The organism is Arthrobacter sp. ov118, from assembly GCF_900116495.1.
Classification (GTDB): Bacteria; Actinomycetota; Actinomycetes; order Actinomycetales; family Micrococcaceae; genus Arthrobacter.
In genome coordinates this window covers 137808-158595 of the sequence record NZ_FPAY01000009.1, presented here as the reverse complement: position 1 = coordinate 158595, position 20788 = coordinate 137808, and the positions used below count along the sequence as shown (strand labels likewise).

The window sequence follows — 20788 nt, the reverse complement described above, 5'->3', positions numbered from 1 at the left end:
CATTGGCGAACATGGCAGCACAAGCCACCGGCGGAAGGGCAACCTCACGGAGCGCCCAGCCCGCACGGGCCCCCAAGAGCCTCACCGTCCGGCAGAAGAAAATCCTGGAGACCATCCAGCGCTCGGTCACGGACAACGGCTACCCGCCGTCCATGCGCGAAATCGGCGATACCGTCGGACTCGCCAGCCTGTCGAGCGTCACCCATCAGCTCTCCCAGCTTGAGAAGCTCGGCTACCTGCGGCGGGATCCGAAGCGCCCGCGGGCCATGGAAGTACTCATGCCCCTGACCCTGGACGAGGGGACCGCCGCCATTTCGGGTGTCGGGAAGTCCAGCGGCCTCCGCGCCGTCGGCGGCCTCTCCGTCACTGAACTGGCCAGCGCCACCGACACGGCGATGGTGCCGTTTGTCGGACGTATCGCGGCCGGCGGGCCAATCCTCGCAGACCAGGTGGTGGAGGATGTCATGCCCCTCCCGCGCCAGCTGGTGGGCCACGGCGAGCTGTTCATGCTCAAGGTAGCCGGCGACTCGATGATCGATGCCGCAATTTGCGACGGCGACTGGGTGGTTGTCCGCCGCCAGGGTGACGCGGTGAACGGCGACATCGTTGCCGCACTACTGGACGACGAAGCCACGGTCAAGACGTTCCGTCAGCGGGACGGCCACACCTGGCTCTTGCCGCAAAACACCCAGTACGAGCCCATTCTCGGCGACCACGCCGTGATCATGGGCAAGGTCGTCTCGGTGCTCCGTTCCCTTTAGCGCTAGTCCTTGGCGGCGTCCTTCGCCGTGTCCTTGGCGAGGCGCTTGAGGGCGGCCACGGCGATCGACGGATCGGTGGTGGGCCAGAAGGGCGGAAGCGCGGCGCGCAGGAAGCCGCCGTAGCGCTCCGTGGAGAGCCGTGAATCAAGCACCGCCACCACTCCCTTGTCCGACGTCGAACGGATCAGCCGCCCGGCCCCCTGGGCGAGCCGGATCGCGGCGTGCGTGGCCGAGACGGCCATGAAGCCGTTGCCACCGGACTGGGCGACCGCGCGCGAGCGAGCCGTCATCAGCGGGTCGTCAGGCCGCGGGAAGGGGATCCTGTCGATGACCACCAGCCGGCAGGACACCCCCGGAACGTCGACGCCCTGCCACAGAGACATGGTGCCGAACAGGCACGTGTCCGGCTCGTCGGCAAACTGGCGCACGAGCGCCGTCATGCTCGACTCCCCCTGGCACAGGATGCTCATGCCCAGCCGGGGCCGCATGGCGTCAGCGGCTTCCTCGGCCGCCCGCCGGGAAGAGAACAGGCACAAAGCGCCGCCGCCGGAGGCACGGATCAGCTTCTCGAGTTCGTCCAGGGCCTCCGGTGAGGTTCCGCGGCCGGGTTTGGGCAGGTGCTGTGCGACGTAGAGGATGCCCTGCTTCGGATAGTCGAAGGGGGATCCGACGTCGACGCCGGTCCAGCTCGGGGCGCCGCTGCCCACGAGACCGAGGCCGCCGGCCGCAGGCTCGAAGGCTGCCCCGATGGCCAGCGTTGCCGACGTCAGGATGACGGTGTGATCGGCGAACAATCCCTCACGCAGGCGCCCGGCAACGCTCAGCGGAGCAACGTTGATCAAGGCCGGCGCGCTCTCGTCCGGCGGGGAGTAGCCTTGCGCCGGGTCAAAGGTGCTGTTGCGGGAGAACCAGACCACTTCGCGGTTTTCGCGGGCAGCCAGGAGGCGTTCGCAGAGTTCCAGGATGACCATCAGCCGCGAGCGGGCGAGCTGGCGGCCGCCGTCGGCCGTCGTGGAGCTGTCCCCCTTGGAGTCGGACAGCGCGGCGCGGCAGGCGTCGCGCAGCTGGTCGATGCAGTCCAGCTGCTCCGAGTTCAAGCCGTTGGGCATCAACCCGCTGGGGACACCGGCAAGGGCCAGTTCCAGGTGGGACGCGGCATTGTTCAGCGCGTCCACGGTGATGCCGGTGTGCTTCCGCGCCCCGGAGGCGGCGGCGTGCACCATGGCCACGGAGAGCTGGCCGGAGACCGCGCCCGTGACGCGGTCCTGCAGTTCGTGGGCCTCGTCCACCACCACGACGTCGTACTCGGGCAGGACCGCCAGGCCTTCGAAGGCGCTGACGGCCAGCATGGCGTGGTTGGTGACGACGACGTCGGCGTCCGCGGCATTCTGGCGGGCCAGTTCGCTGAAGCACTCGGCAGCGTGCGGGCACTTTTGCGCGCCCAGGCATTCCATGGAGGTGACCGAGACCTGACGCCAGGCACGGTCCGTGACTCCGGGCATCAGTTCGTCCCGGTCCCCCGTGGCCGTCTCCTCGGCCCACTCGCGCAGGCGGACCACTTCCTTGCCGAGCTGGGAGGACGGGCCCCCGAGCGCGGCGGCGAAGTGCGGCACGCTGGTGTCCTCGCCGAGGGAAAACAACTGCCCCTCGGACGGTTCTTCGGACGGGAAGCCGCCCTCGAGTTTGTGCCGGCACACGTAGTTGGACCGGCCCTTCACCAGCGCGACCTTCACGGGCCGCTCCAAGGCGGGCGTGATGGTCTTGAGCAGCCTGGGCAGGTCCCGGCCAACAATCTGGGTTTGCAGCGCCAAGGTGGCCGTGGAGACCAGGGTGGGCTTGTTGCTGGTCAGCGAGTGGGCGATCAGCGGAATCAGGTAGGCCAGGGATTTGCCGGTGCCGGTGCCGGCCTGGACCAGCAGGTGGTCGCCGCTGTCGATCGCGCGCGCCACCTGCCGGGCCATTTCGTGCTGACCGTCGCGGCTCTGGCCACCCATGCCGGACACGGCACGGTCGAGCAGCTCAAGAACGAACTCCTCGCCGGCGTCTGCAGTTCTGTCCGGAGAAGCGTCCGCAGTCAAGCCGTGCGTAGATTCAGCGTCAGTTTCGGTCACCGCAGCCTCAGTCATTGCTGATGAAGGGATCCAGTTCAGCGGCCAGCCCTTCACGCACCATCACTACGGCACGGGTCCCGGTTTCCTCGTGGTCCAGGCTCAGGATTTCAGCGTCCGTTTCGTGGAGCTTGCTGAGCAGGTCCCCGCGGTTGTACGGGATCAGCAGTTCAAGCTTGACGCTGGGGCGCGGGATGCCGTCGCTGATGGCCTTCAGCAATTCCGGAATGCCCTCACCCGTGCGGGCCGAGACCACCACGTGGCGCGGTTCGCGCTGCTTGAGCCGTTCAACCACGAAGGGGTCGGCGGCGTCGGCCTTGTTGAGGACGATGATTTCTGGAACCTTGCGGGCGTCGACTTCGCTGAAAACGGACCGGACGGCGGCGATCTGGCCCTCCGGATCGGGGTGCGACACGTCCACAACGTGCAGGATCAGGTCAGAGTCGGCCACCTCTTCCAGGGTGGAACGGAACGCTTCCACGAGCTGGGTGGGGAGCGAGCGGACAAATCCCACGGTGTCCGCCAGCGTGTAGCCCAGACCGTCGGCAGTTTCGGCCTTGCGGACGGTGGGGTCCAGAGTGGCGAACAGGGCGTTCTCCACCAGCACCCCGGCGTCGGTCAGCCGGTTCAGCAGTGAGGACTTCCCGGCGTTGGTGTACCCGGCGATTGCTACTGACGGCACGGCATTACGACGGCGGTTGGCGCGCTTGGTTTCCCGGGCCGGCTTCATGGCAGCGATTTCACGCCGCAACTTCGCCATCCGGGTGCGGATCCGGCGACGGTCCAGTTCGATCTTGGTTTCACCAGGACCACGCGAACCCATGCCGGCCCCGGCGCCACCCACCTGGCCACCGGCCTGGCGGGACATCGACTCACCCCAGCCGCGCAGGCGCGGGAGCAGGTATTCCAGCTGGGCCAGTTCCACCTGTGCCTTGCCTTCCCTGCTCTTCGCATGCTGCGCAAAGATGTCCAGGATCAGCGCTGTGCGGTCGATGACCTTGACCTTGACGATGTCTTCCAGGCCGCGCCGCTGGGACGGGGCCAACTCGGCATCGACCACCACGGTGTCGGCACCGGTGGACATCACGATGGCTTTGAGTTCCTGGGCCTTGCCGGATCCAAGGAAGGTTCCGGGATCGGGCTTGGACCGGCGCTGGACGAGCCCGTCGAGGACCTCCGAGCCGGCCGTCTCGGCGAGGGCGGCGAGTTCGCGCAGCGAGTTCTCGGCATCAGCCAGGGTGCCTTCGACCCAGAGGCCTGCCAGGACGACGCGTTCGAGGCGCAACTGCCGGTATTCGACCTCGGTGACATCTTCGAGTTCAGTGGAGAGCCCGGCCTTGCGCCGCAGCGCGTGGCGCTCCTCGAGATCCTGCTGGTCGCCGTCGAAGTTGGTGTACACCTCGTCCAGGCGCGAAATGGCTTGTGCTTTGCCAAGCAGGCCCCTCTGGCCGTCGGCGTCCGCACCGGGCTGGGCGTCAGCGCCGGCATCGGAGCCGGCACTGCGGCCTGCGCCCGGGGCGGGAGTGTCCTTGGAGAGGATCCGGTCGATGACAGCCTGAATCTCCTCAGGACTCATGTCCTGGGCGGCTGAATCGGGTCCGGTGTTGGGGTGGCTGGTCATGGTCTCCTTTGAAGGTTCGGCTATTTCAGAATAGTGCCGATTGTTGCTCTGTGGGGCGGTATTCGCGCTGGGCTGACGGCGAGGGGTCATGCGGGCCTCCTGGAATGTCCGCGGCAACGGTGCCGGCGGGCAGGACTGGCTCCTGACGGAGCGGTGGCTGGGCAGGGAGAGAGGCGCCGGATGCGCCTGGCTGTGAGGTACACAGTGAGGTAATTGCCGTCCGCTACCGCAGATGCGGGGCCGCGGGAAATCGTGCTGCAGAAAACAGTGCCCTGATAGACAGTGCCAAATCGACAGTGCGAAAGGGAGCGGCTGGATTCCAAGTGATTCGGGCGCCAAGTGGATACCTCACCCTTGGGATGGCGCACGGAGCGGAAGGCAAATACCTGCATCGCTGCGGAACGGGGCTGTGTTAGAAACCGTGGTCAGAGACCGTGATTAGAGACCGTGCGAAACGGACGTTTCGGAAACGGCCAGGCCCGTGCCGGCTACTTGGAGATCAAGATCATGGTCTGTAGCCTAGCAGACGCCGGGGCTGCCCCGGTTTCCCAATCCGGCGGACCGGCAACTAATCTGGCCCATTATGGAGTCTGCACACTATTTCAGCGCCCAGCCCGCCGGGCCTTTCACCCGCAAGCCGCTCATCGTGGACCTTGCCGGTGAAACGCGCCGGCTGCAGACTTCCTCTGGAATCTTCAGCCCTGACGGAATCGACAAGGGAACGGCCGTCCTGCTGGCCGACGTCCCGGCTCCGGCCCCGCAAGGCAATCTTCTCGACATCGGCTGCGGCTGGGGCCCGATCGCCCTGACCATGGCCCTGCGGGCACCGCATGCCAAGGTCTACGCGGTGGACGTGAACGAACGCTGTGTGACCTTGACCAACGAAAATGCCGGCCTGCTGGGGCTGAACAACCTGACCGCTAGCACGCCGGAGGCCGTGGACCCAGAACTGCGTTTCGACACCATCTGGTCCAACCCGCCGATCCGGATCGGAAAGGACGAGCTGCATGCCCTCCTGCGCTTGTGGATTCCCCGGCTGGCACCAGGTGGGTCCGCGTGGCTCGTCGTCCAAAAGAACCTCGGCTCGGACTCGCTACAGCGCTGGCTTGCGGCGGAACTCGATTCCAGCTTCAGCGTGACCCGCGAGAGCACATCAAAGTCGTTCCGGATCCTTCGGATCAGGAAAGCGTCCCACTAGCCACGATCACGGCCGGGCCGCTGAGTTCGACGTGTTCGTGGCCTTCCGGCCCGACGAAGAATTTCACGCCGACGACGCCGCCGGGCACGTGCACGTTCCAGGCGTCCGGTGCGCCCTGGCCGGCCCAATGGCGGATGGCGACGGCGGCGGCGCAGGCGCCGGTGCCGCAGGACTGGGTCTCCCCCACTCCCCGTTCGTGGACCCGCATGGTGATGGTCCCCGTGCCCTCGTGGACGAGTGGCTCGGACGGCACAACAAACTCGACGTTGGTGCCGTGCGGGGGCGTCGGGTCCACCCGCGGGGCCGTAAACAGCCGCGTGGCCTCGAGCTCGCCCGTTTCGGCCAGGGCCACGACGGTATGCGGGTTCCCCATGCTGACAGAAAGGGCCGGCCGGGCGACCTCCAGACCGTCGGCACTGACAAGCGAGTCCATGGCGCGCGCTGTGGCCTCGCCCGGGAAGATGAACTCCCACGGGCCCATGTCGACGGCGTAACCGGCAGCTGTCCGGACGATCGTCTTCACGCCGCCCCGGGTGCCGATGACGAGGGAGCCACCGGCCGGCAGGTCAACGAGGCCTTCGGCGATGAGGAAGTGCACAAAGACGCGGACGCCGTTGCCGCACATCTCAGACAGTGAACCGTCGCCGTTGCGGTAGTCCATGAACCATTCGGCGTCAGGGTGCGCGGCCAGCAGCTCCTGGCCTTCGGGCAGGAACCGGGAAGGCACCGCGCGGATCAGCCCGTCTCCGCCAATGCCGCGGTGCCGGTCACAGAGCGCCGTAACGTGCTCGGGAGCGATGGACAATGTGCCGTTCGGGTCGGCAATCAGGACAAAGTCGTTGCCCGTTCCGTGGCCTTTGGAAAACTTCAGACCGCTGAGGGAAGCGGCATTGCCGGCTGTCCGCTCAGCGGCTACGGTTTGGGGTTCGTCCATGCTCCAAGGTTACCGTTCCGCCCGGACAGCTCCGTCACCGTGACAGGACCGCTACGCCCCCGGCAGAACCGGCGGCACACCCGGCGACAGAACCGGCGGCGTCCGGCACAGGGCAGCGGCCTTGGCCAGCAGGTCCGGGTCCTGCCAGTCCAGCCACGTGACCCTGGGATCGGCGCGGAACCAGGTCAGCTGGCGGCGCGCGAATTGCCGCGTGGCGATGATGGTTTCGTCCGCGGCCTGTTCCACGGTGGAGCCGCCGTCGAGAACCCGGAGGAACTGGGCGTAGCCGAGGGCGCGGGGCGCTGTCTTTCCGTTGCGGAGACCGGCGGCGTCCAGTCGGCGCACTTCCGCCAAGAGCCCCTGGTCCACCATCGAGTGCACGCGGCGCGCCAGTCGCTCCCGGAGCAGTTCCCGGTCGACTTCGAGACCGATCTGGACGGCAGGCTGGAAGTACTCGCGGGCGGGCATGAACGAGCTGAAGGGACGGCCGGTCAGTTCGAAGACCTCCAGGGCGCGGACGATGCGCCGGGCATCGCCCAGCCTGCCGGCGGACACGGGGTCCACGGCTTCCAGCCGTTCGCGCAACGGTGCCGGTCCCGCCGTCTGCAGTTCCGTCTCCAGGCGGCGGCGGATTTCCGGGTCCGTGCCGGGAAAGTCCAGGACATCCAGCGCCGCGCGGACATAGAGTCCGGATCCTCCGGCCAAAATGGCCCGCTTGCCCCGGCCGTGGATGTCCCGGATCAGGGCGCGGGCCTGCTGCTGGAAATCCGAAACGCTCGCCTCCGCGGTCACGTCCAGAATGTCCAGGAGGTGGTGCGGCACTCCCCTGCGTTCGGCGTCGGTGATTTTGGCGGTGCCGATGTCCATGCCGCGGTAGAACTGCATGGCGTCGGCGTTAATGACTTCGCCTCCGAGCTCCAACGCGAGCGAAACGGCAAGATCGGACTTGCCGGAGCCGGTGGGTCCGACGACGGCGATCACCGGCGGTGCCTGAAGTGGTGTCTTGTCTTGTGGCGTGCCAGGGGCAGTGCCTTGCGGGCCCGGCACGGGGCTAACGGCCGCGGATCGGCAGGCTTGGCATGCCCAACGACACGCCGGTGCTGCCCGAAGTCCGGGTTTTTCCTCCAGGCCCTGCCGGGGCGCCGCAGGAGTCGGCCTGCGAACGGTCCCAGGCGTCGCCGGCACGGGAGCGGCGCAGGCTGTAGTCCTCGGCGGTTGCGGGATCGGCGATCAGGTGGAAAGCGCCCGCCTCCGTGATGGTGACGGTCACCAGGTCGCCGGGCCGGGGCACTTCGGCGCCGGCGGGCACAGAGAAGTGCACCAGCCGCTGGTCCTGGGAGCGGCCGGAGAGGCGGTGGGTTTCCTCGGCTTTGCGGCCCGACTGGGCGGTGACCAGAACTTCGACTCGGCGGCCGAGCTGGCGGGCGTTTTCCTCCGCCGCGATCCGGTCCTGCAGGGCTGTGAGGCGCTCGAAGCGTTCCTGGACCACGGCTTTGGGCAGTTGATCCGGCAGGTCCGCGGCGGGGGTGCCCGGGCGCTTGGAGTACTGGAAGGTGAAGGCGGTGGCGAACCGGGACTTCTCGACGACGTCGAGCGTGGCCTGGAAGTCTTCCTCGGTCTCGCCGGGGAAACCGACGATGATGTCGGTGGAGATCGCCGCGTGCGGGATTTTCTCCCGGACCTTCTCCAGGATGCCGAGGAACTTGGTGGACCGGTAGGACCGCTTCATGTCCTTGAGGACCTTGTCCGAACCGGACTGCAGGGGCATGTGCAGCTGGGGCATGACGTTGGCGGTCTCTGCCATGGCGTCGATGACGTCGTCGGTGAAGGCTGCCGGGTGCGGGCTCGTGAAGCGGACGCGCTCAAGGCCGGGTATTTCCCCGCAGGCGCGCAGGAGCTTCGAGAAGGCCTGCCGGTCGCCGAACTCGACGCCGTAGGAATTCACGTTCTGACCCAGCAGGGTCACCTCAATGGCGCCGTCGTCCACGAGGGCCTGGATTTCGGCCAGGATCTCCCCTGGGCGGCGGTCTTTTTCCTTGCCCCGCAGGGCAGGGACGATGCAGAAAGTACACGTGTTGTTGCACCCGACCGAAATGGACACCCAGCCCGAATAGACGGAGTCGCGCTTGGTGGGGAGAGTTGAGGGGAAGACGTCGAGGGACTCGAGGATCTCCAGCTGGGCCTCGCTGTTGTGGCGGGCGCGGTCGAGCAGCGCCGGCAGGGCCCCGACATTGTGAGTTCCGAAGACTGCGTCCACCCACGGAGCCTTCTTCAGGATGGTCTCCCGGTCCTTCTGCGCGAGACAGCCGCCGACGGCGATCTGCATGCCCGGGTTCGCGGCCTTCACCGGGGCCAGGATGCCGAGGTTGCCGTACAGCTTGTTGTCCGCGTTCTCCCGCACGGCGCAGGTGTTGAAGACCACGACGTCAGCCAATTCGCCGGCGGACGGAACGTAGCCCGCGGCCTCCAGCATGCCCGCCATACGCTCGGAATCGTGCACGTTCATTTGGCAGCCGAAGGTGCGGACCTGGTAGGTGCGCGGCTGGGCCGGCCCGGAACTGTGCCCTGCGGCAGCCGCGTCCGAGCTGGCAGCCGCAGACACAGCTGGGGACTCTGATTGAGACGTTGTGCCGGCTGCCGGGGAGGGAATGGTAAAACTCACCTGTTAAGGGTAACGGGTCGGCACCATGGCTGGCGCAGGCCGTCTGCCCAGACGCTCAGTCTCTTGCCGCGGCGTTGCCGGCAACGGCATTGAGCACCTCACCGACAATCCGGAAGGCGAGCGATGGCTGGTATCCCTTGCGGGCCAGCATGGACGCGAGGCGCCGCGTGACCTTGTCGCGTTCCGCCCGGTCCTCGCCGCCGGTGAATCCGCGCAGCTTGCGCTCGACGAGCTCGCGGGCGGCCGCCTCTTCGTCGGCGTCGCTGAGCTGTTCGAGCGCGCCGGCAGCAGTCTCCGGGTCGATGCCCTTGTCCGCGAGTTCACGCCTCAAGGCGCCTTTGGCGAGCTTGCGCGTCTGGGACCGGCTGCGGACCCACATGTCCGCGAACTCGGTATCGTCTACCAGCCGCACTTCCTCGAAGCGGTCCAGCACGGCCTCGGCCACGTCCTCGGGGACGTTGCGTTCGGCTAGTTTGCGCGAAAGCTGCAGCCGGCTCTTAGGCGAACTCGTCAGTTGCCGCAGCACGATGGCCCTGGCAACGGCCGCGGGATCTGCTTCCGGATCGAGCTCCGGAGCTGGCCCAGCTGAGCCCTGGGCTTTGCGTGAGCTCCGTGAACTGCGTGAGTTCTGTGAATTATGTGAGCTGTGTGAATTGCCTGAGCTCTGTGAACTGCGGGAGCTTGAGACTCGCGATCCACGCGACTCACGACCGTCGGAACCAGCCCAGGGGTCACTGGCGGCATCCGGGTCAGGGTTCCACTGCTGGAACCCTGACCCGGTGCCGGCTCCGGCGCTAGAAGCCGTCAACGGCCTTCAGCTTCGGTGATTCCTCGGTTTCGGCCGGGGCCTTCACACCGACGCCGAGCTTTTCCTTGATAAGGCGCTCGAGTTCAGCCGCCAGCTCAGGGTTGTCGCGCAGGAAGCGGCGGGAGTTCTCCATGCCCTGGCCGAGCTGGTCGCCGTCGTAGGTGAACCAGGAGCCCGACTTCTTGATCAGGCCGTGCTCGACGCCCATATCGATGATGCCGCCCTCGCGGGAGATGCCCTGGCCGTAGATGATGTCGAACTCTGCGATCTTGAAGGGCGGGGCCATCTTGTTCTTGACGATCTTGGCCTTGGTCCGGTTGCCGACCGAGTCCGCGCCTTCCTTCAGGGTCTGGATCCGGCGGACGTCGATGCGGACCGACGCGTAGAACTTCAGGGCCTTACCACCGGTAGTGGTCTCGGGTGAGCCGAAGAACACGCCGATCTTCTCGCGCAGCTGGTTGATGAAGATGGCCGTGGTCTTGGTTTGGCTCAGGCGGCCGGTGATCTTACGCAGCGCCTGGCTCATCAGGCGGGCCTGCAGGCCCACGTGGCTGTCGCCCATGTCGCCTTCGATTTCCGCCCGGGGAACGAGGGCGGCGACGGAGTCAATGACGATGACGTCCAGGGAGCCGGAGCCGATGAGCATGTCCATGATTTCCAGGGCCTGCTCGCCGGTGTCCGGCTGGGATACGAGCAGCGCGTCGGTGTCGACGCCCAGCTTGGCAGCGTATTCCGGATCCAGGGCGTGTTCGGCGTCAATGAACGCCGCAATGCCGCCGTTGCGCTGCGCGTTGGCGACGGCGTGCAGGGCGACGGTGGTCTTACCGGAAGATTCCGGTCCGTAGATTTCCACGATGCGGCCGCGGGGCAGGCCGCCAATTCCCAAAGCGACGTCCAGGGCGATGGAACCGGTCGGAATGACCTCGATGGGCGCACGGACTTCGTCGCCGAGGCGCATGACCGAGCCTTTGCCGAACTGCTTGTCAATCTGGGCAAGCGCTGCGTCGAGCGCCTTCTGGCGATCCGGGGCTGCGGCCATGGTTCACACCTCTAATACTTTCTCGCTGTGGAGTGGCCGAGTAGGCCCTTCGTCTGTCATCACTGACGCTACTGGCACCCTCCGACAAAGTTGCGGAGGGGACCGCGTATGTGGAAAACGCTTTGGAAAAAAGCATATCCCTATCCGAACAGATATTCGAACAACGGGGGTGGCGTGTCAGGCCGAGCCGCTCCCCCGGCGCCCCGGGCGCTAACCGGGTCCGGCGCTACGGACGCTAATTGGGGCCGGCGTTGTCCCGGGGTTTGATGTCCCGGCCGAGGCGGCGTTCCGGCGGAACGTCCTGGACATCGCAGACGGCCAGCCAGACCTGGCGGGGCGGGATTCCGGCACTGAGCGCCTGGTCCGCCGTGCGTCCGCCGACCCCGGCCAGGACCAGGGAACTGCTGAGCACGCGGGAATATCCCGCACCGAACTCGTCGTCCATAAGCCGCCAAAAGTCGCTGATTCGCACCAGTAAAGTCTCTCACGGCGCGGGACCTTAGAATGGTTGCCATGAGCAACCCACCCGACGCTGCCGGAGAGTCCGCCTCCGGAAACGCCGATCCTGATGTCGACACCGCCCTGAACGCCGTCGAGGATCAACTGAGCCTGCTGTGGCGCCGTGGCCGGTCTATTTCCCATCAGCTCTCGCGCGAGGTCCATCCGGACATGGAACCCGCCGCCTACGGGCTGCTCAGCGTGATCCGCAAGCAGGGGCCCATCCGGCTGACCGAACTCGCCTCGTGCATCGGCGTCGGCAAGCCCTCGGTGAGCCGGCAGATCGCCTTCCTCGAGGGCCTCGGCCTAGTGTCGAAGGAAGCAGATCCCCTCGACGGCCGGGCGCAGTCCATCCGGCTGACTCCCGAGGGCGAGAAAAGGATGCACGATGTCCAGGACGCGCGGCGTGAAGTATTCCGGGAGCGCTTGTCGGAGTGGCCCGCCGAGGACCTGCAGGCACTTGCGACTTACATGGCGAAGCTCAATGCCACCTACGAACGCGACGGGTTCCCCCGGGACGATTCCGCCTGACGGGACCATGCGGCCTGACGGCGGGATGAACTCGGCGAGATGATGTCTGTGCTGTGAAGTCTGTGCTGTGATGTTGGCGCTGTGAAGGAACGCGAAAGGACCCCCGGCTAACAGCTGGGGGTCCTTGTCTGAGTGTCAGGTGAGTTGGCGTTTAGCGTGCTCCGGAAAGGAGGCCCTTCGCCAGCTCGTCGCTGAGGTCGGAGTTGAGTTCGCGGTCGAGGTCGCGGCCGTAGCGTTGCGCGAACTCCTGGGGGACGGTGTCCGGAACGGCCACACCCTCGGCGACCGCAACGCGGTCGCTGACTTCACGGAGCATGCTCGAAAGCGGAACATCGAGGGCCGAGCAGATCGAGGACAGCAACTCCGAGGAGGCTTCCTTTTGGCCACGTTCCACTTCACTCAGGTAGCCCAGGGAAACACGGGCACTGTGCGAGACTTCGCGGAGGGTACGGCCTTGGCGCTGGCGGACATCGCGCAGGACATCACCGATTTCGTGACGAAGTACAACCATCTTGCGCTCCTTCTGTTCGCTCTTTGCCTGATCGGCGAGGCCCACATCCTTCCAGCGGACAACGCCGTTTACGGATACGGGCTGCTTTACCATCTGTATCGCCTTGCTCCTCGTACTGTTTCATCCGCCGGTGGGGCGGACTCTGCTGATGACTTCATCCTAGGCGCCTCCCTCATTTGGAAGCGACACAATGTAACAACTATTCGGAATCAACTTTTGTTCCCGGCAACTTTACGCCCGGTAGCTTTCAGAAGATAGGGCTTCCAGCAGGCGTTCCAGGGCCGCACTACAGGCAAGGGCACGGATCTCGGCGCGGGTGCCCTCAAAGGAATACGGGTACGATGTCGATCCTGCTGTCGTGGCGATGCCGATAAAGACCGTGCCGACGGCCTTGCCGTCATGCGGCTCGGGGCCGGCAACACCGGTGGTGGACACGCCGATGTCGGCGCCGCAGACACGGCGGGCGCCGTCTGCCATGGCCGCGGCGACCTGTCCATCCACGGAGCCGACGGCTGCGAGCAGTTCGCCTGGGACGCCCAGGACGCCGGTCTTGACGGAGTTGGCGTAGGACACCACACCGCCCTGCAGCATTGCCGACGCTCCGGGCGTGTCGGCCAAAACGGCAGCCACCATACCGGCCGTCAGGGATTCTGCGGTGGCAGCAGTCATGCCGCGGCCGATGGCCTCGGTGACGGCCAGCTCCGACATCCGGTGAAGATTGGGGTGGAGTTTGGCGTGCTGACCGGAGTTCGCGTCGTCGTTCGGCTCCGTCATGGTTTGTCCTCCCGTACCCGTGCTTTCTCGGCCCTGATCCCGGAGGACCGGACCTTGAGGGCCTCAATGACGTATTCGCCGCCGGTCCACAGCGTGATGGCCAGTGCAGCCATCATGACGACGAACGCCACGACGCCGAGCCAGGGGGCGATTGATGAGAGCGGAAGGATGTACAGGAAGATGGCCAACGTCTGCACCACCGTCTTGAGCTTCCCGCCGCGCGAGGCCGGAATGACGCCGTAGCGGATGACGAAGAACCGCAAAGCTGTGATGCCCCATTCCCTGACCAAGATCAGGATGGTGACCCACCACGGGAGTTCCTGCAGCAGCGAGAGCATGACCAGGGCAGAGCCGATCAGGAGCTTGTCGGCGATCGGGTCCGCAATCTTGCCGAAGTCGGTGACCAGTCCGCGGGACCTGGCGATGTCGCCGTCGAGCTTGTCCGTGTAGATCGCGACGGCGAAAACAAGCGCGGCGGCCCAGCGCCAGATGCCGTTTTGGGCCTGCAGTCCGGGGGCGTCGAGGACCAGGAACCAGACGAAGAATGGCACCAGCACAATCCGCAGCATCGTCAGGATGTTCGGCAGGTTCCAGATCCGCGAGGCGGACCCGGCGTTGGCTTCGGCGCTATTCACCTTCCTAGGCTACCGTCTCAGCACCCTACCGTCCGGTGAGCGACCAGGCGTCCTCTGAGCCGTCCTCATCCTCGGAGCTGTCGGCTCCGTCGTGGTAGTCGATTGCCTGGGTACGGTTATCCAGGTCAGCCGCCACGAGGTCCTCCGCGTAGCCGCCCTGGGCGATGTTTGCATTGGCGTTATCGCTCAGGGCCGCCGTCTGGGAGTCCGCGGCGGCGGGAGCCTCGAGGCCCTTCATGGCGGCGAGCACGGCGGCGAGGTCATCCGGCTTGACCAGCACATCGCGGGCCTTGGAGCCCTCGGACGGGCCCACCACTCCGCGTGACTCCAGCAGGTCCATGAGGCGTCCGGCCTTGGCGAAGCCGACCCGGAGCTTGCGCTGCAACATCGAGGTGGAGCCGAACTGGGTGGTCACGACGAGCTCGGTCGCCTGCAGCAGGACTTCGAGGTCGTCCCCGATGTCGTCGTCGATCTGCTTCTTCTGCGCTTCGGGCGCGACGTCGTCACGGTAGACGGCCTGGAGCTGGCCCTTGACGTGCTCGACCACCTTGTGGATCTCAGACTCGGTGACCCATGCGCCCTGGACACGCATCGCCTTGGAGGCGCCCATCGGCAGGAACAAAGCGTCGCCCTGGCCGATCAGTTTTTCGGCGCCCGGCTGGTCCAAGACCACGCGGGAGTCGGTGACGGAGGAGGTGGCGAAGGCCATGCGCGAGGGCACGTTGGCCTTGATCAGGCCGGTCACGACGTCGACAGACGGACGCTGGGTAGCCAGCACCAGGTGGATGCCGGCGGCACGCGCCAACTGGGTGATGCGAACAATGGAGTCTTCGACGTCGCGCGGGGCCACCATCATGAGGTCGGCGAGTTCGTCCACGATCACCAGCAGGTAGGGGTAGGGCTTGATGACGCGCTTGGAGTCCACCGGCGGGTGGACCTTGCCGGCCCGGACAGCTTTGTTGAAGTCATCGATGTGCTTGAACCCGTAGTTGGCGAGGTCGTCGTAACGGGCGTCCATTTCCCGGACCACCCACTGCAGCGCCTCTGCCGCCTTCTTCGGGTTTGTGATGATGGGGGTGATGAGGTGCGGAACCCCCTCGTAGGCCGTCAGCTCCACGCGCTTGGGGTCCACCATGACCATGCGGACCTCGTCCGGGGTGGCACGCATGAGAATCGAGGTGATCATCGAGTTCACGAATGAGGACTTGCCGGCACCGGTGGCGCCGGCGACCAGCAGGTGCGGCATCTTGGCGAGGTTGGCCACGACGTAGCCGCCCTCGACGTCCTTGCCTACGCCCATGACCATCGGGTGGTCCGTGCGTCGGGCGTTCTGGCTGCGGAGCACGTCGCCCAGGGACACGGTCTCGCGGTCCGTATTGGGGATTTCGATGCCGATGGCGGACTTGCCCGGGATGGGGCTCAGAATGCGGACGTCCGAGCTCGCCACCGCGTAGGAGATGTTCTTGGACAGCGCGGTAACCCGCTCCACCTTGGTGCCCGGGGACAGCTCGATCTCGTACCGCGTCACCGTGGGGCCGCGGCTGAAGCCGGTCACCTGGGCGTCCACGTTGAACTGTGTGAGGGTCTCGGTCAGCGAGGCCACAATGGCGTCGTTGGCCTCGGTGCGTTCCTTCGGAATGGAGCCGGGCGTGAGCATGTCCGACGCCGGCAGCGTGTAGGTGACATCGCCGGCCAGCGAGAGCTGCTCGGTGCGCTGCGGTATTGGGGTGGGCAGCGGTGCCGGTGCCACCGGGTTGGAGGGAACTTTCGCGGCTGCCACGGCTGCCGGGTTTTGGCTACCCGCGCCGACCATCCCGGGCGTCACCAGCGGAATGGCTTCGGTGGCGAACTCGTCAGCGGAGGACTCGGCCGTGCCCGGTGCGGAGGAGCCGAGGCCCTGGGCCGCCTTGATCTTTTCGACGGCGATCTCGGCCTGCGTGGGACGGCGGACTCCCGGCGCGACATCGGGTGCCACGGCAGGGAGCGCCTTGGCGCCCTTCCCCCGCGCGGGCGGCGCGGCATCGGCTGCTTCGTCATCGTCGATCAGTGCCCGCTCGAACGCTTCGTCGCCGACGTAGCCGTCGACGTCGACGTCGTCCTGATCCTTGCCGAACAGGCGCTTGCGCTTCTTCTTGGGCGAGGCCGGGGCGTCGTTCTCGTAGAGGTAGCTGCGGTCATGCCCGTCACCGGCGTCGTCGTCGCGCAGGTCGATGCCCATCAGGTGCTCGTATCCGTCGCGCAGGCGGCCGGGGATGGCGCCGAACGGTGTTGCCGTCACAATCAGCAGCGAGGTGAAGGCCAGCAGCCCGTACACCACCAGAGGGACTGCGGGGTGGAGTGCGGCCAGCGGGGCCGCGGCGAGGTAGCCGAGCATGCCGCCGGCCCTGCGCAGGCCGTCGAACCCCTCGGCCACGGTGGGCTGGCCGCCAATCACGTGGGCCAGGCCGGAGCCGGCAAAGGTCATGATCAGGAAGCCGATGCCGATCCTGTTGTTGCCGCGGCCGTCGTGAGGCTGGCGGAACAGGCGAAAGGCGCACACGAACAGCATGAGCGGCAGCAGCAGGGACATCCAGCCGAAGGTGCCGTTGACAATCGCAAACACGAGGTCGGGGAACCAGCCTCGGAACCCCCACCATGCGAACGTGGCGATGAAGACGCCCAGGGCCAGGTTGAATAGTGCGGCGCCGTCGCGGCGGTCCTCGGGGGCGAGGTCGCTGACGTCGTGGCCGACCCGCCGGATCCCCGCGCCGACAACATGGCCGATGCCGAGCCACGCACCGGCCAGCAGCCGTACGGCCCACGGCTGGTGCGGCTCGACGGCGGCCATCTGCCGGGTCCGGGCCGTGGTTCCACCTGCGGTGCCCCGTGGCCGGGCAGATTTGGATGCGGCGGGACTGGACCCCCGGCCGGGAGAACTGCCTGATTTGCCGCTTGAGTTTCCTCTAGGCGCGGAAGAAGTACGAGTCGCCATACCCGCCACGGTACCGGACGCCGGGCCGAAAACCCCGGATTTCCGGGGCGGCCGGGATCATGTTGCCTCCCGCTCCTACGCGAAACGGCCTCCCCTGCCCGCCGCGGCCCTGGGGCTGCGAGCGGGCCGGAGAGGCCGTTCACCGAAGGATGCAAGCGGCGGGCGTGGGGGCTCACGCCTCCCCACGCCGCCTTACGCCGTTCTATGCCTCCAGGACCACCGGGATGATCATGGGCTTGCGACGCAGCTTGCGGTTGACCCAGGTGCCCACCACGCGCCGGACGACCTGCTGCAACTGGTGCGTCGTGTGGTCCGTGCGGTTCTGCACGGCCTCTTCGAGCGCCTGGTTGATCTTGGGGATGATTTCATCGAAAACGGAATCGTCCTCGGCCACGCCGCGGGCATGAATCTCCGGTCCGGACACCACCTTGCCGGTGGCGCGGTGGATGACGGTGATGATGGAAATGAAGCCTTCGTCCCCGAGCGTCTGCCGGTCCTTGAGGTCGGCTTCGGTGACCTCGCCGACGCTGGAGCCGTCAACATAGACGAAACCGACCTCGACCTGGCCCACGATGTCTGCCTGGTGGTCGCGCAGGTCGATCACCGTGCCGTTGTCCGCGAGCAGAATGCTCTCCTCCGGAACTCCGGACTCAAGGGCGATCTTGCCGTTGGCGATAAGGTGCCGGGTTTCGCCGTGCACCGGCATGGCGTTGAGCGGTTCAAGGATGTTGTAGCAGTAAAGCAGCTCGCCGGCGGCGGCATGGCCGGAGACGTGCACCTTGGCGTTGCCCTTGTGGATGACATCGGCGCCGAGCTTCAACAGCCCGTTGATGATGCGGAAGACCGCGTTTTCGTTGCCCGGGATCAGGCTTGAGGCGAGGATGACAGTGTCGCCATCGCCGACGACGACGCGGTGGTCGCCGTTGGCCATGCGGGACAAGGCCGCCATGGGCTCACCCTGGGAACCGGTGGACATCAGCACCACCCGGTTGTCCGGCAGGTTGTCGATGTTCTTGATGTCCACGAGGATCCCGGCCGGGACCTCCAGGTAGCCCAGCTTCGCGGCGATGGCCATGTTCCGGACCATGGAGCGGCCCACGAAGGCGACCTTGCGATTGTGGTTGGCGGCGGCGTCGAGCACCTGCTGGACGCGGTGCACGTGGGAAGAGAAGGAGGCCACGATGATGCGCTTGGAGGCCTGGCCGAACATCCGGTCCAGCGTCGGTCCGATTTCCTTCTCGGCGGTGGTGAAGCCCGGGACGTCGGCATTGGTCGAGTCCGACATGAACAGGTCCACGCCTTCTTCGCCCAGCTTGGCGAAGTGCCGGAGGTCGGTGATGCGGCCGTCCAGCGGCAGCTGGTCCATCTTGAAGTCACCGGTGTGCAGGACGGTGCCGCCCGCGGTCCGCAGGAACACTGCCAGGGCGTCCGGGATCGAGTGGTTGACGGCGACGAACTCGCATTCGAACGGCCCGAACTTCTCGACCTGGCCCTCGACAACGGTCATCGTGTACGGCTTGATCCGGTGCTCCTGCAGCTTGGCCTCAATGAGGGCCAGCGTCAGCTGCGAACCCACGATGGGGATGTCGGCGCGCAGGCGCAGCAGGTACGGGACAGCTCCGATGTGGTCCTCGTGGCCGTGCGTGAGCACCACCGCGACGATGTCATCGAGTCGGTTCTCGATGTAGGAGAAGTCCGGCAGGATGAGGTCGACGCCGGGCTGCGTCTCCTCAGGGAACAGCACGCCGCAGTCAACGATGAGGAGCTTGCCCTCGATCTCGAAGACCGTCATATTGCGGCCGATTTCCCCGAGGCCACCGAGCGGGACGATCCGCAGGGTGTCCTTCGGCAGTTTCGGGGGCGTGGCAAGGCCAAGAAGGGCGGTTTGGGTCATAGTGCACTACTTTCCAGGCAGGAGCCGGGCTGGTTCTTGACGATCGGGAGATGCTCCTGATCAGGACAAGACCATCCCCGCTTCCGCCAAATCCTCGCGGATGATTGCGATCTCGGCCTCGCCCGGCTCCACGAGGGGCAAACGGACAACCGAGTTGGGCAGGACTCCCTGCCACTTAAGAACCTGCTTGGCAGCGACAGCACCCTGGATATGGGACATCACTGCGCGGACCACGGGGTCCAGTTCGAAATGTAGGGTGCGGGCGGTTGCGAAATCACCTGCAAGGGCGGCATCGATCAGGGCGCGGAACTGCCGCGACGCGACGTGCGCAGAGACGCTCACCAGCCCGACGGCGCCGGCGGCCATCCAGGGCAGCGTGAGTCCGTCGTCGCCGGAGTAGACATCAAGGTCGGTGTTCGCCAGCACCTGGGTGACGGCGGCGAAATCTGCCTTCGCGTCCTTGAGGGCCACGACGTTGGGGTGGTCGGCGAGCCGGATCATGGTCTCGGGCAGGATGGGGACTCCGGCGCGGCCAGGGATGTCGTACACCATGACGGGGAGGTCGGCGGCGTCTGCCACGGCCTCGACGTGGGCGATGATGCCAGCTTGGCTCGGCTTGTTGTAATACGGCGTGACGATCAGCTGGCCGTGGGCTCCGGCCTTGGCGGCGCGCTTGGCCATCTCGATCGAGTGCGACGTGTGGTTGGTCCCGGTTCCGGCGATCACCTTCGCGCGGTCGCCGACGGCCTCGACAATAACGCGGAAAAGCTTCTCTTTTTCGTCGTCCTCGAGCGTGGAGGTCTCCCCGGTGGTGCCGGAGATGACGAGGGCGTCATTGCCTTCGTCGACGAGCCTGTTCGCCAGTTCGGCGTTCTGCTGGTAATCGACCTCACCGTCGGCGGTGAAAGGTGTGACCATGGCAGTCACGAGGGTCCCGAACGTGTAAGAGCGAATATCAGAGTCAGCCATATGAAAAACGTTACCTTGTCTCCGGCATGTTAGGACAATGGGGACAGTGTGACGAACGTCAAACTCGCCGGTCCGCAGGTCACTTTTCGGTCTTCCGGCCGGGGCTCAGGGCTGCCGGTACCGGGCCAGAAGACTGTACTGGAGACTGGCCGTCAGTACTTCGGTCCCGGTTCCGGCCGCCTGCCCGTGAGGAAGCCCGTCCGGTCCCCAAAAGCCGCTCAGCCCGCAGGAGGGGCCCGACGGCGTGGCGCCCCCGAGGTTCGCCAGAACGGAGAACATCCGGTTGTCCATGGCGCGGGCGCCAAGATGGAGTCCCAGCCGATGGTCTTCCCCGGCCGTGTAGAGAGCCGAGACGGCATAGACGTCGGCGCCCGACCGGGCAGCCCACTCCGCGTGGGCAGGGTGGGCGGCGTCGAGACAAAGGGCCAAAGCGACCTTCCAGCCGTCGACCTCCAGGACCAAGGGGTGGCTTCCGGCAACAAAAAGCTCCTGCTCCGCCCCGTGCAGCCGGGTTTTGAAGCTGGGCTCGATGGTTCCCGTGGGGTGGATCGCCAGGGAGGCGAGCCGCGGCGTGCCGTCGTCCTCCTTGAACGCCGCACCGACCACAGCCGTGATTCCGGTCCGCCGGCAGATCTCGCGGATGCCGTCCAAGCGTCCGTCGGCCGCACTCAGCCAATCCCCCGGGCCCTCCAGCAGATCCAGCCGATACCCGGTCAGGGAGAGTTCCGGAAAAATGACGAGCCGGGCCCCGTGCGACTCTGCATCCTCGATCAGGCGGATGTGTTCGGTCACGTTGGCCGCCACGCCACCATCCAGGGAAACGTACTGAATGGCGGAAAGCGTCAGCGAGGTCATTGAGCCAGTGGTCACCCTG

Annotated in this window: 18 protein-coding genes; 3 read left to right on the top strand and 15 right to left on the bottom strand. The window is 66.4% G+C overall.

Features of this window, described 5'->3' with window-relative positions:
* Positions 1-11: 11 nt before the first annotated feature.
* The gene (gene lexA / locus BM372_RS16140) at positions 12-761 is read left to right on the top strand and encodes a transcriptional repressor LexA (RefSeq protein ID WP_090956464.1); all 750 of its coding nucleotides are present in this window, start codon (positions 12-14) and stop codon (positions 759-761) included.
* Between the two features lie 2 nt (positions 762-763).
* Here the strand turns inward: lexA and BM372_RS16135 are convergent, their stop codons facing one another.
* Both BM372_RS16135 and hflX read right to left on the bottom strand, forming a co-directional pair.
* Positions 764-2887, bottom strand: coding sequence for an ATP-dependent DNA helicase (locus BM372_RS16135; protein ID WP_305728173.1), 2124 nt, complete (start codon positions 2885-2887; stop codon positions 764-766).
* Entirely contained in the window at positions 2880-4490 is a 1611-nt protein-coding gene (hflX, locus tag BM372_RS16130) for a GTPase HflX (RefSeq protein WP_090956463.1), read from the bottom strand. Before hflX ends, BM372_RS16135 begins: the two co-directional genes overlap by 8 nt.
* Positions 4491-5073: 583 nt before the next feature.
* Here hflX and BM372_RS16125 point away from each other — a divergent pair.
* Positions 5074-5688 carry a class I SAM-dependent methyltransferase gene (locus tag BM372_RS16125; RefSeq protein ID WP_090956462.1) on the top strand — a complete coding sequence of 205 codons (615 nt, stop codon included), beginning with the start codon at positions 5074-5076 and terminating at the stop codon, positions 5686-5688.
* Here BM372_RS16125 and dapF read toward each other — a convergent pair.
* From dapF to BM372_RS16095, 6 genes are all read right to left on the bottom strand, one after another.
* Positions 5669-6622 (bottom strand): diaminopimelate epimerase, encoded by a 954-nt coding sequence (dapF, locus tag BM372_RS16120; RefSeq protein WP_090956461.1) that lies wholly within the window; start codon positions 6620-6622, stop codon positions 5669-5671. The two genes, BM372_RS16125 and dapF, sit on opposite strands and share 20 nt — an antisense overlap.
* A gap of 51 nt (positions 6623-6673) precedes the next feature.
* Positions 6674-7603, bottom strand: a complete 930-nt coding sequence (gene miaA / locus BM372_RS16115) for a tRNA (adenosine(37)-N6)-dimethylallyltransferase MiaA (RefSeq protein ID WP_090956460.1) — start codon at positions 7601-7603, stop codon at positions 6674-6676.
* 70 nt (positions 7604-7673) lie between these two features.
* Entirely contained in the window at positions 7674-9284 is a 1611-nt protein-coding gene (gene miaB / locus BM372_RS16110) for a tRNA (N6-isopentenyl adenosine(37)-C2)-methylthiotransferase MiaB (RefSeq protein ID WP_371261754.1), read from the bottom strand.
* A 55-nt stretch (positions 9285-9339) separates the two neighbouring features.
* The gene (locus tag BM372_RS16105; RefSeq protein ID WP_090956513.1) at positions 9340-9813 is read right to left on the bottom strand and encodes a regulatory protein RecX; all 474 of its coding nucleotides are present in this window, start codon (positions 9811-9813) and stop codon (positions 9340-9342) included.
* Positions 9814-10078: 265 nt separating this feature from the next.
* Entirely contained in the window at positions 10079-11131 is a 1053-nt protein-coding gene (recA, locus tag BM372_RS16100) for a recombinase RecA (protein WP_090956458.1), read from the bottom strand.
* A gap of 235 nt (positions 11132-11366) precedes the next feature.
* Complete coding sequence (locus BM372_RS16095) at positions 11367-11603, bottom strand: DUF3046 domain-containing protein (protein ID WP_090956457.1); 237 nt, start codon at positions 11601-11603, stop codon at positions 11367-11369.
* Positions 11604-11644: 41 nt separating this feature from the next.
* On the opposite strand from BM372_RS16095, the gene BM372_RS16090 reads away from it, so the two are divergent.
* The gene (locus BM372_RS16090; protein ID WP_090956456.1) at positions 11645-12160 is read left to right on the top strand and encodes a MarR family winged helix-turn-helix transcriptional regulator; all 516 of its coding nucleotides are present in this window, start codon (positions 11645-11647) and stop codon (positions 12158-12160) included.
* 151 nt (positions 12161-12311) lie between these two features.
* Here the strand turns inward: BM372_RS16090 and BM372_RS16085 are convergent, their stop codons facing one another.
* The 7 genes from BM372_RS16085 to BM372_RS16055 form a co-directional block, all read right to left on the bottom strand.
* Complete coding sequence (locus BM372_RS16085; RefSeq protein ID WP_018774460.1) at positions 12312-12764, bottom strand: helix-turn-helix domain-containing protein; 453 nt, start codon at positions 12762-12764, stop codon at positions 12312-12314.
* 138 nt (positions 12765-12902) lie between these two features.
* Entirely contained in the window at positions 12903-13379 is a 477-nt protein-coding gene (locus tag BM372_RS16080; protein ID WP_371261757.1) for a CinA family protein, read from the bottom strand.
* Positions 13380-13441: 62 nt separating this feature from the next.
* The gene (gene pgsA / locus BM372_RS16075) at positions 13442-14080 is read right to left on the bottom strand and encodes a CDP-diacylglycerol--glycerol-3-phosphate 3-phosphatidyltransferase (RefSeq protein ID WP_090956454.1); all 639 of its coding nucleotides are present in this window, start codon (positions 14078-14080) and stop codon (positions 13442-13444) included.
* 25 nt (positions 14081-14105) lie between these two features.
* Entirely contained in the window at positions 14106-17051 is a 2946-nt protein-coding gene (locus BM372_RS16070) for an FtsK/SpoIIIE family DNA translocase (protein ID WP_090956453.1), read from the bottom strand.
* 202 nt (positions 17052-17253) lie between these two features.
* Complete coding sequence (locus tag BM372_RS16065) at positions 17254-18945, bottom strand: ribonuclease J (protein ID WP_090956452.1); 1692 nt, start codon at positions 18943-18945, stop codon at positions 17254-17256.
* A 60-nt stretch (positions 18946-19005) separates the two neighbouring features.
* Positions 19006-19914: a 4-hydroxy-tetrahydrodipicolinate synthase gene (gene dapA, locus BM372_RS16060; RefSeq protein WP_090956451.1), complete on the bottom strand. Its 909-nt coding sequence runs from the start codon at positions 19912-19914 to the stop codon at positions 19006-19008.
* 105 nt (positions 19915-20019) lie between these two features.
* On the bottom strand, positions 20020-20784 hold the full coding sequence (locus BM372_RS16055; protein WP_090956450.1) for a carbon-nitrogen hydrolase family protein: 765 nt from the start codon (positions 20782-20784) through the stop codon (positions 20020-20022).
* Between the last annotated feature and the right edge of the window lie 4 nt (positions 20785-20788).

What these genes read in the sequence shown, in the direction of transcription:
- BM372_RS16065 (WP_090956452.1), bottom strand. Translation starts at nt 18,945, where the DNA reads ATGACCCAAACCGCCCTTCTTGGCCTTGCCACGCCCCCGAAACTGCCG.
- BM372_RS16125 (WP_090956462.1), top strand. Translation starts at nt 5,074, where the DNA reads ATGGAGTCTGCACACTATTTCAGCGCCCAGCCCGCCGGGCCTTTCACC.
- dapF (WP_090956461.1), bottom strand. Translation starts at nt 6,622, where the DNA reads ATGGACGAACCCCAAACCGTAGCCGCTGAGCGGACAGCCGGCAATGCC.
- BM372_RS16080 (WP_371261757.1), bottom strand. Translation starts at nt 13,379, where the DNA reads ATGTCGGAGCTGGCCGTCACCGAGGCCATCGGCCGCGGCATGACTGCT.
- hflX (WP_090956463.1), bottom strand. Translation starts at nt 4,490, where the DNA reads ATGACCAGCCACCCCAACACCGGACCCGATTCAGCCGCCCAGGACATG.
- BM372_RS16085 (WP_018774460.1), bottom strand. Translation starts at nt 12,764, where the DNA reads ATGGTAAAGCAGCCCGTATCCGTAAACGGCGTTGTCCGCTGGAAGGAT.
- lexA (WP_090956464.1), top strand. Translation starts at nt 12, where the DNA reads ATGGCAGCACAAGCCACCGGCGGAAGGGCAACCTCACGGAGCGCCCAG.
- BM372_RS16135 (WP_305728173.1), bottom strand. Translation starts at nt 2,887, where the DNA reads ATGACTGAGGCTGCGGTGACCGAAACTGACGCTGAATCTACGCACGGC.
- BM372_RS16090 (WP_090956456.1), top strand. Translation starts at nt 11,645, where the DNA reads ATGAGCAACCCACCCGACGCTGCCGGAGAGTCCGCCTCCGGAAACGCC.
- dapA (WP_090956451.1), bottom strand. Translation starts at nt 19,914, where the DNA reads ATGGCTGACTCTGATATTCGCTCTTACACGTTCGGGACCCTCGTGACT.
- BM372_RS16070 (WP_090956453.1), bottom strand. Translation starts at nt 17,051, where the DNA reads ATGGCGACTCGTACTTCTTCCGCGCCTAGAGGAAACTCAAGCGGCAAA.
- recA (WP_090956458.1), bottom strand. Translation starts at nt 11,131, where the DNA reads ATGGCCGCAGCCCCGGATCGCCAGAAGGCGCTCGACGCAGCGCTTGCC.